The sequence below is a fragment of the Acinetobacter sp. ANC 4204 genome, from assembly GCF_002135205.1.
Taxonomy (GTDB): domain Bacteria; phylum Pseudomonadota; class Gammaproteobacteria; order Pseudomonadales; family Moraxellaceae; genus Acinetobacter.
On the sequence record NZ_NEFZ01000008.1, the window covers coordinates 78,282 to 93,060 of the forward strand.

The window sequence follows — 14,779 nt, forward strand, 5'->3', positions numbered from 1 at the left end:
TAAGAAAAAGTGGCCTACTGTGCTATTTTGGATGAATATTTAAATACTTATAAAGATTTATGCTTCAATTACCTACATCCAAACTACCCGCACAGGGCATCACTATTTTCAGCACCATGACTGCCATGGCACAGCGCTTAAATGCCCTAAATCTATCCCAAGGTTTTCCAGACTTCGAAGCCCCCGCTGAACTGCTGGATGCTTTAGCACAGGCCACACAAAGTGGGTTCAATCAATATGCTCCGGGCGATGGGGTCTGGTTATTACGCGAACAACTGGCACAGCAGTTTGCACAGCGCGATCAGATTCAGCTGGACCCGATGACTGAAATTACCATCACCCCAGGTGCAACCATTGGCCTTTTTGCCACCATTCAAGCCGTGGTTCATGCGGGCGATGAAGTCATCATTTTTGACCCCAGTTATGACAGCTATGCACCCAGTGTCGCTTTGGTTGGGGGTAAGGCCGTTCACCTCCCTCTGCATGCACCACATTTTTCGGTGGATTGGGAGCAGGTCAAATCCGCGATTACAGCCAAAACCAAACTGATCATTATCAACACGCCACATAATCCAAGTGGCGCCATTTGGAGCCAGCAAGATTGGTTGACGCTGATTGAACTGATTCGCGACACCAATATTTTAGTGCTGTCCGATGAAGTTTATGAGCATCTAGTATTTGATGGTCAATGTCACTATTCAGCGCTGTCTTTTCCTGAACTGCGTGAACGCAGTGTGGTGGTGGGTTCCTTTGGCAAAACCTTTCATGTAACGGGTTGGAAAACTGGCTACTGCATTGCCGCACCAGCACTGATGCAATTATTCCGACAGGTCTATCAGTTTGCCAACTTTTGCGGAGTCACCCCTGTACAACTGGCTTTGGCCAATTATATGCAGCAACATCCTGAACATATTCAAAACTTAGCGGGATTCTATCAAGCAAAACGCGATCGTTTTATTGAGGGTTTAACAGGTTCACGCTTTCAATGGCTACCTTCTCAAGGCACTTACTTTCAAAATGTGGACTACAGCCACATTCGGCCCGATTTAAGCGATGTTGAATTTTGCCACTTTCTGGCAGAGCAGCATGGCATTGTTGGCATTCCTGTTTCGGTGTTTTATCAGCAGGCACCCGAAGCACTACGCCTGATTCGCTTTTGCTTTGCTAAGACTGACCAAACGCTGGCACAAGCGACCGAAATTTTGCAGAAAGTCTAATTTTTTGACCGCCACACTCTGTTCAAAACTCGCCTTTGCTTACTGAAATACATCGGTTTTTCAGCACAGAACTATGCTAGGGTAAGACTGAAAAATGTAATAAAAATGACCTTCAGGATGACTTATGTCAGCACACAACCCATTGGTGCAACAACAAAAGCTATGGAAAGCCTTTTTCATTTTCTTGATGCCTTTAATTGCAACCAATATTCTGCAAAATCTGTCTGGAACCATCAACACTGTTTTCGTCGGACAGATGATGGGGGTACAGGCGATTGCTGCAGTTGCTGTTTTCTTCCCCATTCTGTTTTGCTTAATGGCATTCGTGATTGGTCTTTCTGCGGGTTCTACAGTCCTCATTGGCCAAGCGTGGGGCGCACAAAATATTGAGAAAGTTCGTGCAGTGGTTGGATCTACGCTATTCATGACCTTGATTGGAGGCAGTTTTATTGCCTTTTTAGGGGGAGTTTTCGCACGTCCAATTTTATCGGCTTTGGGCATAGATGAAAATGTCATGCACCTATCCTTGCCTTATGTACGATGGATGTTGGCTGGAAGCCCACTATTATTTATTTATATTATTTATACCTCAATTTTACGCGGTGTCGGTGACAGCACCACGCCACTCATCGCCTCTGGCATGACCATTTTGATTGGGCTTTGTGTCACACCGATCCTCATCGCTGGCTATTTTGGTTTTCCCAAACTCGGGATTGTTGCACCTGCCATTGCAACAACCTTAGGTTTCGTTTCTGTTTTGGTGTTTTTATATTTCTATTTGGGCTATAAGCAGCACCCTCTAAGACTTGATGCACAAATGCTCAGCCATATTCGCTTTGACCGTCAGCTGAGTAAAATCATTCTCCGCCTAGGGATTCCAACTGGCATTCAAATGATCACCACTTCCGTGGCAGGCCTTGTAATTGTTGGTCTGGTTAACCGTCACGGCGCCGATGCAACAGCTGCTTATGGCGCAGTCAACCAAGTCCTAAACTATATTCAATTTCCTGCACTTTCAATTGCGATTGCCGCATCCATTTTTGGTGCTCAAGCCATTGGTGCGGGCAAGTCCGAGTTATTGGCCAAAGTCACGCGTACAGCGCTCAGCATGAACATCATCATTACAGGCTCCTTGGTGGTGTTGGCCTACCTCTTCTCCAAATATCTCATGGCACTCTTTATCACTGACCATGCGGTAGTTGAGTTGGGGCAACAGTTGTTGTTTATTGTACTGTGGTCGATTTTATTCTTTGGTGCCAGCGCCATTTTTGCCTCCATCATGCGAGCTAGCGGTACAGTCACCATGCCGATGGTCATCAATATCGTGGCGATTATTGCGATCGAAGTGCCCTGTGCCTATATGTTTAGTGAATGGTGGGGACTACAAGGTATTTGGTATGCTTATGCACTGGCCTTTGTCAGCTTATGCATTATGCAAGGACTGTACTATCAATTGGTCTGGAAGAAAAAGACTATTGAAACGCTCATCTAAAATAGGATTTCTGCTGCCTTGCTTACACGCACGCCACGCATCATTCTTTCAGATATCCTTCAAAAATGAAGCATAAAAAAACCCGCCAAGGCGGGTTTTTTTATCACGATATTAAGACTTTCTTTGGCTTAATTTGGTCGCAAAAGCGGTCACTTTTTGGTAGCCCGTCGGTAAAATACGCTGGATCAAATCTAGCGTTTTCGCATCATTGCCAATCAATAAACGGCGTTTATCTTTTTGCACCGCCTCTAAAATCTGGCGTGCCGCTTCTTCTGGTGGGCAGCGTAGTAGTTTATTGAAAGTCTGTGCAGACTTGTCTGGATTCATCCCGATACTACGCAAGCTGTCATTCACTTTGGCAGCATTGGCAATATTGGTTCGAATCCCGCCTGGATGCACACACAAAGCACTCACACCAGAGTTTTCCATGTCCAGCTCTTGGCGTAGTGACTCCGTAAAACCACGTACTGCAAATTTAGTTGCATTGTAGGCAGACTGGGTCGGTTGAGCAGTCAAACCAAACAAGCTTGAAATATTGATGATATGCCCATCGCCTGTTTTCTTAATAAACGGCAGAAATTCTTTGGTACCGTAGACCACCCCCCAGAAGTTGATCCCTACAATCCATTCTAGCTCTTCATAGGATGCCCCTTCTACCGTTGAACCCAGAGCCACCCCTGCATTATTAAAAATCATATTCACTGAACCATGATTCTGTACCGTTTCTTCAGCCCATGCTTTCATCGCCAAACGGTCAGAGACATCTAATTTTTTCGTGGTAACCCGTACATTGCTACCTTGCAGTAATTCAACTGTTTTCGCCAGCCCCTGTTCATTGACATCGCTCAACGACACATGACAGCCCGCCTTGGCCAATAAAAGTGCCAATTGTTGTCCAATACCCGACCCTGCACCTGTAATTGCTGCGACTTTATTCTTAAAATTCTTCATGAGATTTTGCTTATCCTTTATCTTTGTACATCGACTGTAGATGCTTTTTTTATAATTGACAATATCAATTGTCATAAATTTGATAGCTAAAAGTGTCAAGTCCATGAAAACCCAATAAAGATCTTTGCTTACGCATAGGTACAGACCTTGTTTATTGTTAAACTACAGCAAATCTTGGCTTTAATAGGGCGATGAAACCTGATGACTGCATCTGAACAAATACAACAAAACAGCGATCACAATAAAACCAAAGAACGCCAATTTAAAGGCTTATCACTTTCTGAGCGTAAACAGCTACGTCGTGAAAAACTGATTGAAGCAGGGATCGAAGCCTATGGTACTCACGGTTTTTTTGCTGTAACAGTGAAAGATATTTGTAATGAAGCCAAACTCACCGAACGTTATTTTTATGAATCGTTTAAAAAAAGTGAGCAACTGTTTCAAACCATTTTTTTAAAACTAATTGATGAGTTACAGCACAACGTCATGCAAGCCATCATGCAAGCCTCATCTGATCCACATAAAATGATTGATGCTGGACTACGTGCTCTGCTCACTACACTAAAAGACAATCCCCGCATGGCACGGATTATTTATATTGACGCGATGTTGGTCCAAGAATTACATAATCAAGCCACCATTCATGAAACCATGACCCGTTTTGACCGAATGATTCAAGCCTTTGTAATGCTGATGATGCCGCAAATTAACCGTTCTGAACGTGAAATTTCACTGGTTGCGACAGGCTTGAATGGTTATGTGACTCAAATTGCAATCCGCTGGGTGGTCAGTGGCTTTAAACAATCCTTTGAAGAGGTTCTATCTTCAAGCCGTATTGTGTTTATTTCACTCTTAGAAACCTTTTCAGACCCCAATACACGTGCAAAACTAGATATCTAAGACGCTCAATTTGGATTGCATCTGCACTTTTAAATAAATTTTAGATTAAACTTCCATTAATTTTTTAATCAAATATGACGATTTTTTGTCACATTTTTTTGCAAATTTCATCAATCGTCTGTTTTTTGCAATGATACTGTCATAATTAATCTTTGTAATAAGCCTGTCATAAAATTAAAACGGCCTGCCGTTACCTACAATAGGATATTGCGTTGTGAAAGATGACTACATTTTAATCGTCGATGATGAACTTCCCATTCGAGAAATGATTCACACCTCGTTGGATATGGCAGGCTTTCAATGCTTACAAGCAGAAGATGCAAAACAAGCCCACCAAATGATTGTGGATCAGCGTCCTGCATTGATCCTACTCGACTGGATGATGCCTGGCGGGGTCAGCGGTGTAGATCTATGCCGCCGCCTGAAACGTGATGAAAATCTCTCTGAAATTCCAGTGATTATGCTCACGGCGCGTGGTGAAGAAGACCATAAAGTACAAGGTCTGGATGCTGGTGCAGATGACTACATGACCAAACCGTTTTCGACCCGTGAATTAGTTTCACGAATTAAAGCAGTTCTACGTCGTGCCAATGCCCTCAGTGGTGAAAAATCAATTGATGCCAATGGCTTAATCTTAGACCCTGTCAGCCAACGAGTGAGTTTCGGTGACCATATTCTAGATATGGGACCAACAGAATACCGTTTATTGGCGTTCTTTATGACCCATCCTGAGCGTGCTTATACCCGTGCTCAACTTCTTGACCAAGTTTGGGGTGGAAACGTGTATATTGAAGACCGTACCATTGACGTACATATTCGTCGTTTACGTAAAGTGCTTGAGCCTTATGCTGCTGATCGCTTTGTACAAACAGTGCGTGGTACAGGTTATAGATTCTCTACACGTGCGGATATCGCTCTAGGTTAATTTTCTTTTATGTATGAACCCTACCCAGTCCCAGAACTTGCACGCGAACATAAAAAAACGCGATACAGCAGTTTATGGGGCTTTGCCAAACAGGACTTACGTCTGCTTGCCTTTTTCTTGCTGATTGCGAGCTTGATTGGCTTTGGTGTTGGTTATTTTTGGACGTGTATCGCGGTTGCCTTTGCCGTTTTTTTTATTCTGCAAATGCGCTCTTTGTATTTGGTCAATGACTGGATTTCTAACCGTCCCTATGAAGTTCCACCCAACTTGGGGGGCATTTGGGGAGCACTATTGTTCAATGTCTACCGTGCCCAGCGCCAAGAACGAATCGTACAGGCGGAAATGGTCGGACTGATTGATCGAGCACAGTCATCCTTGGTCGCTTTACAAGAAGCAGTGGTACTGGTCGATGACATGCAACAAATTGAATGGTGGAACCCTGCCGCAGAGCGTTTATTGGGCATTGAACAAAATGATCGTGGCCGCAATATTTTGACTTTATTACGCCAACCGAATTTTGTGGATTATTACAATAATATTGATGCTGCACCAGACGGCTTAAAAATGAAGTCATCCAGCTTTGATGAACATTATGTTCAGGTCAAAATGACTCGATTTGGGGGTGAAAGTCGCTTACTGGTCGCCTATGACGTGACCCGCATGCACAATCTTGAACAAATGCGTAAAGACTTTGTCGATAACATTTCGCATGAACTACGCACACCACTCACAGTACTCAGTGGTTATATTGAAACTTTTACAGACCAAGAAGACCTCAACCCACGTTGGAAGCGGGCTTTTGACCAAATGCAAGCCCAAGCCAAACGTATGAATGCCTTGGTGAATGATTTACTGTTATTGTCACGCTTAGAAAACGACAAGCAGATCGCAAAAAATCAAATCATTGATATGCCTAGTTTGATGAACCAACTCTATGATGATGCACATGCCTATAATATTGATTATGGTCATACGCTAAATCTTGACATTGACAGTCACTGCGACTTGATCGGTTCTGATATGGAGTTGGCCAGTGCGTTTAGTAACCTGATTACCAATGCCATCAAATACACACCAAAAGGTGGAACCGTGACCATGGGCTGGCACGACAATGGTGAACAAGCTTATTTCACGGTGGAAGATACAGGTATCGGTATTGATCCCAAACATATACCACGTTTAACCGAACGTTTTTATCGGGTCGACAGTGCACGTAGTCGACAAACGGGTGGCACAGGTTTAGGACTCGCAATTGTGAAACACGTGTTGATGCAGCACCAAGCACATTTAGAGATTGAATCTAAAGAAAACCAAGGCTCTATTTTTAAAGTGATTTTCCCCAAAGAACGCACCTATAATCCTGAATAAACCTTTCTTCAAAAGTATGAAAAAAGCACCGATATCGGTGCTTTTTTGTCACTCATCTTCCGTTTAACAAAGACAGAGACCGAGAGCTGAAACGATTAAAGCGTGTGTCCCATCGCTTCACCCATCACCACAGTCGAGTTGGCTTTAAAGGCTGCATCCCACGTCATTTTGTCTTTTTCAAACAGTACCACAGCGGTTGAACCCAAATAGAAGCGACCCAGTTCAGCACCTTTATCCAAGAACAGCTGATGCTGATTTAACTCTAAACGGCCCGTAGGTTTCACCTTACCAGTTGCAACGGTTTCAATCCCCGCCACAATCATGGCACCGACTAAAACCACGGCCATACGACCGATTTCTGTATCAAATAAACAGACCATACGTTCATTGCGGGCAAACAAGCCTGGAATATTTTCAGCAGTCGTTTGATTGACCGAGAACAATTCACCCGGTACATACAACGTTTCCGTCAATGTGCCTGCAAATGGCATATGCACACGATGATAATCTTTAGGTGATAAATATACTGTTGCAAACTGACCATTTTTAAACGGTTCAGCCAACTGCGGATCCGCAATCAAATTATCAACAGTAAACTTCTGCCCTTTGGCTTGGAAAATATCACCTTCTACAATTGGACCCAGTTGCGAAATAGCCCCGTCGGCAGGCGACACAATGCTGGTCACATCAGTATCAATATCACGCACACCCTCTTTTAATGCACGGGTAAAAAACTCATTAAAAGATTTGAACTTCAGTGCATTGCTTTGCTCCGCAATCGACATATCAATGCCGTACTGCGCTTTAAAAGCCGTGATGACTGCATTTTTCACAATCGGGTTTTCACTGGCTGCAACTTTACCCACGACACGTGATAATTGATGTTGCGGTACAACACGTTGTGTCTGAATGAAAATTTGTTTTTTTAAGCGTGATGTGAGGCTCAAGACGGCATCTCTCCGGTAATGATAGGACTGTCGAGGCGGTTGCCCCATTCACTCCACGCACCGTCATACGCCTGAATATTCCAACCCAATAAACGACCTAAAATATAAGCCAGTCCTGAACGGTGATGTGACTGACAATACACCACCACAGGTTCATTTAAGTTAAAACCCAATTGCTCTAAGCGTTGCTGCGTGCGTTCTAAAGGGTGCAATCTTAAATGATTTTCACGGTTAAGTGCAGTACTCCATTCAAAATGTAATGCATTTGGAATGTGACCACCGCGTCGTGCTGCAAGGCGGAGACCCGTATATTCATCTTCTGTTCGGCAGTCCCAGAGTTGGACCTGACTACTTTGAACTTTCTCTAATAACTCAGTATATTCAATTCGATACTGTTGTATTTTGGCTTGATCGACCTGTACCAAAGCACTAACAGATTCAAACTGCTCCACCTCAGACGTCGTTGGCAATCCTGCTGCAAGCCATGCATGAATTCCACCATTCAGCAGGCTAGTATTTTCAAAACCTAAGCAGTGTAAATTCCAAATCAAACGCCCTGCCCATGCGCCACCTTCATCATCGTAAACCACCACATGATGCTCGGGTGAAATATTCAGATAAGAAATCAGTTCTCGTAGCCCCTCAGCATCGGGTAGTAAACCCGTAGCCTGTTCGTCTTGGCGTACTAAAAATTTTGGCTTTAAATGCAAAGCATGTGGAATATGCAACTGGTCATAGACCGAGGCGCGACTTAAATCTACGATGCGTAGTTTTTCATTGCCTAAATGCGGAACCAACTGTTCTGCTTCTATCAGTAAGCCAAAATTAAAGGCAGAATGTGTCATATTATTTCGTATATTTTCAGGTCATGCTTTGATCTTAGCACAACTCATTTTTACAATTATTCTGATTTTTTGCATTCCTTTAGCAGAATTATAGATATCTCTATTTGTCTCATTTAAAAAGCGTAATGCCAAAATGAATTCTGGCATTACAAACACTGGAGTTATATAAACTTATACCTCAGTAATCTCAAAAATTTGACGTAAATAGGCCAAAAAAGTATCGTTATCAGTCATGGTCTTACCTGGACTATCAGAAATTTTCGCAACCGACTGACCATTACATTCAACTAGTTTAAGCACAATATTTAGTGGCGTTTGCCCCATGTCATTGGTCAAATTGGTGCCTATCCCGAAACTCACTTGAAAACGGTCTTTGAAATAGTTGTGTAAATCCCACGCTTTCTCTAAATTCAGTCCATCACTAAAGGTCAGCATTTTGGTTTTACTGTCAATTTTCAGCTTTTTATAGTGAGCATAGGCCTTATCGCCCCATTCATACGGGTCGCCACTATCATGACGCAAGCCATCGAACAGTTTGGCAAAGTACAGATCAAAATCACGTAAGAATGCATCCATCCCCACCACATCCGTCAAAGCAATGCCTAAATCACCGCGGTACTCTTGTACCCACGTTTCCAGTGCTGATTTTTGGAAATTACGTAAACGTACATCCAACGCTTGGAAGGCTTGTAGGAATTCATGCGCCATGGTGCCAATCGGGGTAAGACCTAATTGCTTCGCAATTAAGACGTTACTGGTACCACGGAAAATATGTGGTGCAGCTTGATTAAACACTTCAATCACATGTTTTTGCCACGCCAGACTATAGCGTCGACGTGTACCAAAATCAGAAACTAAAAATGGGGGATCATTTGGGGTTTGCGATGTTTCATAGTGTTTTAATAAGGCCACTTTAGCTTGTAGTCGACGTTCGCCCTCAGCCATGACCTCATCTGTCCGAATACGACGGAAATACAACTCATTGACGATGGCAAGCACAAAGATTTCAAACATCATGGCTTGAACCATCGGCCCTTCAATCCGAATATCTAAACGACCTTGGTGATCAATACTGGCCACAATAAAACGACGTTTGAGTTGAAACAACTCTAAATAATCGACAAAGTCACTTTTGATAAAGCGCAAACCGCGTAGATATTGCAGTTCATCGTCTTGAAAACGCAGTTGGCAAAGCAAATCTAATTGGTGATTTAAATCATCCAGAATGTCGACCAAAGGATAAACCGTGTCATCCAAATTACGGCAACGAAACTGGTACACACTATGTGCTTGAGGGAACTTATGCAGTACCACCTGTAGCATCGTAAATTTGTACAGATCAGTATCTAATAAGGATTGGATGATGGCAGACATATCATTTTCGGTTTTTAGCAACTTATTGCATTAAAGCACATTTTTTTAAACTGCATAGCCATGTTTTAGTAATTCACTAGTGCTATTCGACCAAGGTTCAAAGTGAAATGTGCTTTTTACTTTTGTTGAGACTCTGTTTCTATCCATTTTTCCAGCTGTTGTTCTTGACCAATCACTTTTGCAAATTCTCGTACTGTTTTTTGACCTGTCTGTTTGGCCTGTACATCACAATCAACTTGGCGTAGCTGATTGGCAATCGACCATTCCAACTTAAATATTGCCCCCATAAGAGCCGTATTGCCTTTGTGATCGCGTAAACATCGGTCAGCACCATGTATTAATAACAGCGTTACGACATCTTGATGACCATAATAACTGGCGATCATGAGCCCAGTAAAACCTGCGTGGTTTTTCTGATTGACTGGAAAACCATACTTTAAAAATTCACTCATCACATCTTGATTGCCAGTTCGAGTTGCAGCAAAAAATAGATCTATTAAAGCTTGTTGCGATTGCGCTAAGGATGCTGTCGAAGTCGTTTGTTCTGCATAGACAACCGAAGTACTTAGACTGAGCACTGCAACCATTAAACCGTTAAATAGAAATTTCATGACATATCTTCCACTGTTTAGCGGTTAAAAATACAATGCCTGTAAAACTCGCCCTAGGGTTGCAGGAAAGGTTCTGAGTTTTACAGGACTTTTGGGAGGTGACGTCCTCGCCCTAGTCACCAATTTTGTTCAGACGTGTCCATTAGTCTTGTAGCAATGCTGCTTTCGCTTCTACTTGCTTAAGATTTCCTTTGGTTGCCGCAGTTAAACGTCTGCCATAATCTGCATCCGCTTTATAAAAATATGACAACATCAGATTTTTGGTTTCTGGATCTTTGACTTGACCTAAGTCGGCCGCAAGGTTCCGAATCAAATCATTTTTTTCCTGTGTTGAATAAGAGCGGTATAACTCACCAGCTTGTTTAAAAGGCTGTTCTTTTTGAATCGCCTGTTGCAACACTTTTTCACCCAGAGGTGTATTCACAGCCTTGGCATGTAATACCGCGGACTTAGGCTCGGCACGACTCGGTTCATAGTTCACATCAGAATCACGATGCGACATATTCATCGCGCCTTCCTGATTGTTATTTTGGACAGCGACAAGCGGACGGTTGACAGGAATTTGTTGATGGTTTGCTCCCAAACGATACATTTGCGTATCTGAATAAGAGAAAATGCGACCTTGCAACAAACGGTCTTCTGATGGTTCGATACCTGGGATTAAATTTCCTGGTGCAAAAGCTGATTGTTCCGTTTCATTAAAGAAGTTCTTTGGCATGCGATTCAGCGTCAATGTTCCAACTTTGAATTCTGGAACTAAATGAGTTGGCCAAATTTTAGTTGCATCCAATGGATTAAAATCAAAATTATTTAAGTCTTTAGGATCAATCACTTGAATATACAAGTCCCATTTCGGGAAATGACCTGCATTGATATTGTTATACAAATCATTGGTTAAATGGTTGAAGTCCTTCGCCTGCATTGCAGCCGTTTCTTCCAGATTCATACCTTTTACCCCCTGCTTCGTACGGAAATTAAATTTCACGTACTTATATTCACCTTTAGCGTTATAAAGCTTAAAGGCATGTACCCCAAAACCATCCAGATTACGGTAGCTCACAGGTGTACCCAAATTTGAGTAAACATAGGTCAACATGTTGACTGACCAAGGTTGGCTTTGTAGAAAGTCGAATACGCGATTGGCATCTTGTACATTTGACACAGGACTTGGCTTCATGGCATGAATGAAGTCTGGAAATTTGATGGCATCACGAATAAAAAACACAGGAAGATTATTTCCCACTAAATCCCAATTGCCCTCTTGTGTGTAAAATTTCAAGCCAAAACCATGTGGATCACGTAAAGTTTCTGGTGAACCTTTCGGATGAATGACGGTAGAAAAGCGTAAAAATACAGGGGTTTTAGTGCCTCCCTTAAACATGGAAGCCACGGTTAAATCGGATAAATCTTTGCTTGCAACAAACTCACCATAGGCCCCTGTACCACGCGCATGTACGACTCGCTCAGGAATACGCTCTCGGCCAAAGCGTTGCAGTTTTTGAACGAGTTGAACATCTTGCAGTAAAGTCGGTCCGTATTCGCCCGCAGTTATTGAGTTCTGATTGTCTCCGACTGGTGCACCATTATCTTTGGTTAATGTCGCTGCTTGTGTAACACCCGTCGCAGTTGCCAACATTGCAACTAACAAAGAAAACTTAAACATCGTTTCTATCTCACTAAAATTCCTACCTTTCCTGCGTCAGCCAAGATACAAAAATTACACAAATTGCTAAAACGGATAATTTTCATAAATTTAATCGGTTTATGGAATAGTGTGATCTTTATTCGCTATTCTTCAGTCATTTATGTGCAAAATATGCTTGATGATCTGCTCAGGCAATATAGGTTTGCTACAATTCCACTTTGCATAATCAAGCGATAGATCAAATCAATCATGCGAGCCTTATTACAACGCGTTCTCGAAGCCAAAGTGGTCGTCAATGGTGAAACCACTGGCGAAATTCAACACGGTATCTTGGTTTTCTTGGGTATAGGAAAAGACGATACCTTTGAAAAAGGGAAGAAACTGGTCGATAAGATCTTAAAATATCGTTTCTTCGATGACGAACAAGGTAAAATGGGTTGGAACGTGAGTCAGGCAGGTGGTGGAATCTTACTGGTCTCTCAGTTTACCTTGATGGCGCAGACGCAAAAGGGCTTGCGTCCTGACTTTGGACCCGCTATGCCACCAAATGATGCCCAAGCCTTATATGAACAATTGGTTGACTATGCCAAGGCCCAGTTTGAAACTGTACAGACAGGTATTTTCGCCGCCGATATGAAAGTACATTTGGTCAATGATGGCCCTGTGACTTTTAATTTAGAAGTCGAATAAAAAAGCAACGTATCAAAAAGCCCTCAGTTGAGGGCTTTTTGATAGGATTAAATTTGCTTGATGAATTGTGCTCGCGCCAACATATCCTTAGGTACTTCATCAATGAGCATAACGGTAAGATTTTGATTGTTTTGCATCTTGTTACTTTCAGTATTAGAAATCTCTAAAAGTGTATTCACATCATTAGGGCTTAAGCTATACATAGCACCAGTAGCAGGATCAACAATCAAAAAGCCAACTAATCCACCAAAAACGATATTAGCTATATACCAACCATTCATTTTTGCAGTGACATGTACGGTTTTCTGTTGATAGCCTTCTTTTGAAAACGTAACGTCATAACTTGCGGGTTTAAAATACCCATTACCACGTTTAAGAGTGACCGTTGCAGGGGTTGAGCCTGTATGAATTTTCTCACCCAGTTTATTCGTGATCACAATATTTGCTGTGTCAGGAACTGACTTAAATGTCAGTGTCTGCGTTGAGCCAGACATAATACTCGCACAACCTGTTAGTGCTAAAGATGCTGTCATTAATGTTGCAGTTAAAAAAGTTTTCATGAAAAAAATTACCCCCATAATTTGGGGGAAATCATATTGATAAATATATTATTTTTCAATAAAACTTACTTACCCGTTTTTTCCTTCAAAAACGCTCGAGCGGCTTTAATTTTTGCTTTCACAGGCTTTGGTAGCTTTGGCGGAACCAATTTTGCAACTTGATTAAACCAAACCAAGAGACCAAAATCACCTTCCATTTTAATGCTGCCGTTTTGCATGCCAGTCATAAATGCGGTTGGATCACCTTTGATTAAAGTTTTCACACCCTGCTCACTGTCCGCAAACTGTAAAATAAAATCGGCTTTTTCAGCATCACCTGAAACCGTATCAATCTGTCCATTATTGACAATAATTTGGCGGGCCATACCCAAATCCGTACCAATCTGAATACGGAACTGACGCTCATGAACCAATTCAATAAATTTTGGGCTAGTGCGTGCCAGTTGTTTCATACGCAGTGCCAGACCTGTAACCATTAAATCCAGCGGATCCGTGCTGACATCAACCAATGGAAGTTTAACCACAGGAATTGAAGATAGTTTCATGACATGTAAGCCTATTGTAATTGTTGATAAATTGACTGTTTCCAATCCTACCACAAGTTGCCATTTTTACTGCTAGGCTTTGTATAACAATCATGTAAGAACGTAAAAAAGATGCCCTAGGCATCTTTTTGTACGGTATGTACTTATGACTTAGCGGCTAGAACATTGCTGTTGGTCATCTTCATATACAGGTGTATGTTCAATACAACGGCGCTGCGCCAATGCACGTTCTGCACGACGGTCTTCACGTAGAAGTAACATCGTCACAATAAGCATCGCTGAAGTTAAAGCAGTTAAGTAGCTATAAGTGATTGGCATTTCAAAGACTGCTTGCACACCTAGGCGAATGACTTCCAGTATTCCCCAAAACACCATACCCGCCACCATAAAACTCAACCAGCGACGATAAGGCGAAAAGAAAACAGCAATCAACGCAGCGGCGACTAAACTCAAGCCAACGATGGTAGCTAAATTCGCTGTTACCATAAAAACCTCCGTCTAAGATCAGTTCAAGCGATCTATAAACTGCGCTGAACCCATCCCCTATACCGTTTAAAATTAATGGATTGTGTAGCTTTCAAACTCTATGCATGCATTATGAGCAGTTTTGAAAAGAAAAAAAGGCTTGTATTTTTAGAATGCGACATACCTTGTCGCCATATTATATTGTCATTACATTTTTTTAGATTTGAACTTTTCCAAAACAAAG

At 42.2% G+C, this 14,779-nt stretch carries 15 protein-coding genes; 6 read left to right on the forward strand and 9 right to left on the reverse strand.

Annotated elements, in window-relative coordinates; genetic code table 11:
• The first annotated feature begins 59 nt into the window (after positions 1-59).
• Positions 60-1,217, forward strand: coding sequence for a methionine aminotransferase (locus B9T36_RS15250; RefSeq protein WP_086210320.1), 1,158 nt, complete (start codon positions 60-62; stop codon positions 1,215-1,217).
• A gap of 124 nt (positions 1,218-1,341) precedes the next feature.
• Positions 1,342-2,709, forward strand: coding sequence for an MATE family efflux transporter (locus B9T36_RS15255; RefSeq protein ID WP_086210321.1), 1,368 nt, complete (start codon positions 1,342-1,344; stop codon positions 2,707-2,709).
• 111 nt (positions 2,710-2,820) lie between these two features.
• Here the strand turns inward: B9T36_RS15255 and B9T36_RS15260 are convergent, their stop codons facing one another.
• The gene (locus B9T36_RS15260; protein ID WP_086210322.1) at positions 2,821-3,660 is read right to left on the reverse strand and encodes an SDR family NAD(P)-dependent oxidoreductase; all 840 of its coding nucleotides are present in this window, start codon (positions 3,658-3,660) and stop codon (positions 2,821-2,823) included.
• A gap of 201 nt (positions 3,661-3,861) precedes the next feature.
• Here B9T36_RS15260 and B9T36_RS15265 point away from each other — a divergent pair, with 201 nt between their 5' ends.
• The 3 genes from B9T36_RS15265 to phoR all read left to right on the forward strand — a co-directional run bounded on the left by B9T36_RS15265 (position 3,862) and on the right by phoR (position 6,853).
• Positions 3,862-4,560: a TetR/AcrR family transcriptional regulator gene (locus tag B9T36_RS15265; protein ID WP_086210323.1), complete on the forward strand. Its 699-nt coding sequence runs from the start codon at positions 3,862-3,864 to the stop codon at positions 4,558-4,560.
• Between the two features lie 214 nt (positions 4,561-4,774).
• Entirely contained in the window at positions 4,775-5,485 is a 711-nt protein-coding gene (gene phoB, locus B9T36_RS15270; RefSeq protein WP_086210324.1) for a phosphate regulon transcriptional regulator PhoB, read from the forward strand.
• Positions 5,486-5,494: 9 nt separating this feature from the next.
• Complete coding sequence (gene phoR / locus B9T36_RS15275; RefSeq protein ID WP_086210325.1) at positions 5,495-6,853, forward strand: phosphate regulon sensor histidine kinase PhoR; 1,359 nt, start codon at positions 5,495-5,497, stop codon at positions 6,851-6,853.
• A gap of 95 nt (positions 6,854-6,948) precedes the next feature.
• Here phoR and asd read toward each other — a convergent pair whose 3' ends face one another.
• The 5 genes from asd to B9T36_RS15300 all read right to left on the reverse strand — a co-directional run bounded on the left by asd (position 6,949) and on the right by B9T36_RS15300 (position 12,293).
• Positions 6,949-7,800, reverse strand: a complete 852-nt coding sequence (asd, locus tag B9T36_RS15280) for an archaetidylserine decarboxylase (protein WP_086210326.1) — start codon at positions 7,798-7,800, stop codon at positions 6,949-6,951.
• Positions 7,797-8,645: a sulfurtransferase gene (locus B9T36_RS15285; protein ID WP_086210327.1), complete on the reverse strand. Its 849-nt coding sequence runs from the start codon at positions 8,643-8,645 to the stop codon at positions 7,797-7,799. The genes asd and B9T36_RS15285 overlap by 4 nt, the downstream gene beginning before the upstream one ends.
• A 171-nt stretch (positions 8,646-8,816) precedes the next feature.
• Positions 8,817-10,019, reverse strand: coding sequence for a nicotinate phosphoribosyltransferase (gene pncB, locus B9T36_RS15290; RefSeq protein WP_086210328.1), 1,203 nt, complete (start codon positions 10,017-10,019; stop codon positions 8,817-8,819).
• A 116-nt stretch (positions 10,020-10,135) separates the two neighbouring features.
• Entirely contained in the window at positions 10,136-10,630 is a 495-nt protein-coding gene (locus tag B9T36_RS15295; RefSeq protein WP_086210329.1) for an ankyrin repeat domain-containing protein, read from the reverse strand.
• A 142-nt stretch (positions 10,631-10,772) separates the two neighbouring features.
• Complete coding sequence (locus B9T36_RS15300) at positions 10,773-12,293, reverse strand: catalase (protein WP_086210330.1); 1,521 nt, start codon at positions 12,291-12,293, stop codon at positions 10,773-10,775.
• Between the two features lie 231 nt (positions 12,294-12,524).
• On the opposite strand from B9T36_RS15300, the gene dtd reads away from it, so the two are divergent.
• Positions 12,525-12,965 (forward strand): D-aminoacyl-tRNA deacylase, encoded by a 441-nt coding sequence (gene dtd, locus B9T36_RS15305; protein ID WP_086210331.1) that lies wholly within the window; start codon positions 12,525-12,527, stop codon positions 12,963-12,965.
• A gap of 47 nt (positions 12,966-13,012) precedes the next feature.
• On the opposite strand, the gene B9T36_RS15310 is transcribed toward dtd, so the two are convergent.
• From B9T36_RS15310 to aciT, 3 genes are all read right to left on the reverse strand, one after another.
• A complete protein-coding gene (locus B9T36_RS15310; RefSeq protein WP_086210384.1) occupies positions 13,013-13,525 on the reverse strand; it encodes a hypothetical protein in 513 nt (170 codons plus the stop codon).
• A gap of 65 nt (positions 13,526-13,590) precedes the next feature.
• Positions 13,591-14,070, reverse strand: a complete 480-nt coding sequence (locus tag B9T36_RS15315; RefSeq protein ID WP_004691804.1) for an SCP2 sterol-binding domain-containing protein — start codon at positions 14,068-14,070, stop codon at positions 13,591-13,593.
• A 150-nt stretch (positions 14,071-14,220) separates the two neighbouring features.
• A complete protein-coding gene (gene aciT, locus B9T36_RS15320; protein ID WP_004691806.1) occupies positions 14,221-14,556 on the reverse strand; it encodes a ciprofloxacin tolerance protein AciT in 336 nt (111 codons plus the stop codon).
• Between the last annotated feature and the right edge of the window lie 223 nt (positions 14,557-14,779).

What these genes read in the sequence shown, in the direction of transcription:
- B9T36_RS15250 (WP_086210320.1), top strand. Translation starts at nt 60, where the DNA reads ATGCTTCAATTACCTACATCCAAACTACCCGCACAGGGCATCACTATT.
- B9T36_RS15255 (WP_086210321.1), top strand. Translation starts at nt 1,342, where the DNA reads ATGTCAGCACACAACCCATTGGTGCAACAACAAAAGCTATGGAAAGCC.
- B9T36_RS15260 (WP_086210322.1), bottom strand. Translation starts at nt 3,660, where the DNA reads ATGAAGAATTTTAAGAATAAAGTCGCAGCAATTACAGGTGCAGGGTCG.
- B9T36_RS15265 (WP_086210323.1), top strand. Translation starts at nt 3,862, where the DNA reads ATGACTGCATCTGAACAAATACAACAAAACAGCGATCACAATAAAACC.
- phoR (WP_086210325.1), top strand. Translation starts at nt 5,495, where the DNA reads ATGTATGAACCCTACCCAGTCCCAGAACTTGCACGCGAACATAAAAAA.
- B9T36_RS15285 (WP_086210327.1), bottom strand. Translation starts at nt 8,645, where the DNA reads ATGACACATTCTGCCTTTAATTTTGGCTTACTGATAGAAGCAGAACAG.
- pncB (WP_086210328.1), bottom strand. Translation starts at nt 10,019, where the DNA reads ATGTCTGCCATCATCCAATCCTTATTAGATACTGATCTGTACAAATTT.
- B9T36_RS15295 (WP_086210329.1), bottom strand. Translation starts at nt 10,630, where the DNA reads ATGAAATTTCTATTTAACGGTTTAATGGTTGCAGTGCTCAGTCTAAGT.
- B9T36_RS15300 (WP_086210330.1), bottom strand. Translation starts at nt 12,293, where the DNA reads ATGTTTAAGTTTTCTTTGTTAGTTGCAATGTTGGCAACTGCGACGGGT.
- dtd (WP_086210331.1), top strand. Translation starts at nt 12,525, where the DNA reads ATGCGAGCCTTATTACAACGCGTTCTCGAAGCCAAAGTGGTCGTCAAT.
- B9T36_RS15310 (WP_086210384.1), bottom strand. Translation starts at nt 13,525, where the DNA reads ATGAAAACTTTTTTAACTGCAACATTAATGACAGCATCTTTAGCACTA.
- B9T36_RS15315 (WP_004691804.1), bottom strand. Translation starts at nt 14,070, where the DNA reads ATGAAACTATCTTCAATTCCTGTGGTTAAACTTCCATTGGTTGATGTC.
- aciT (WP_004691806.1), bottom strand. Translation starts at nt 14,556, where the DNA reads ATGGTAACAGCGAATTTAGCTACCATCGTTGGCTTGAGTTTAGTCGCC.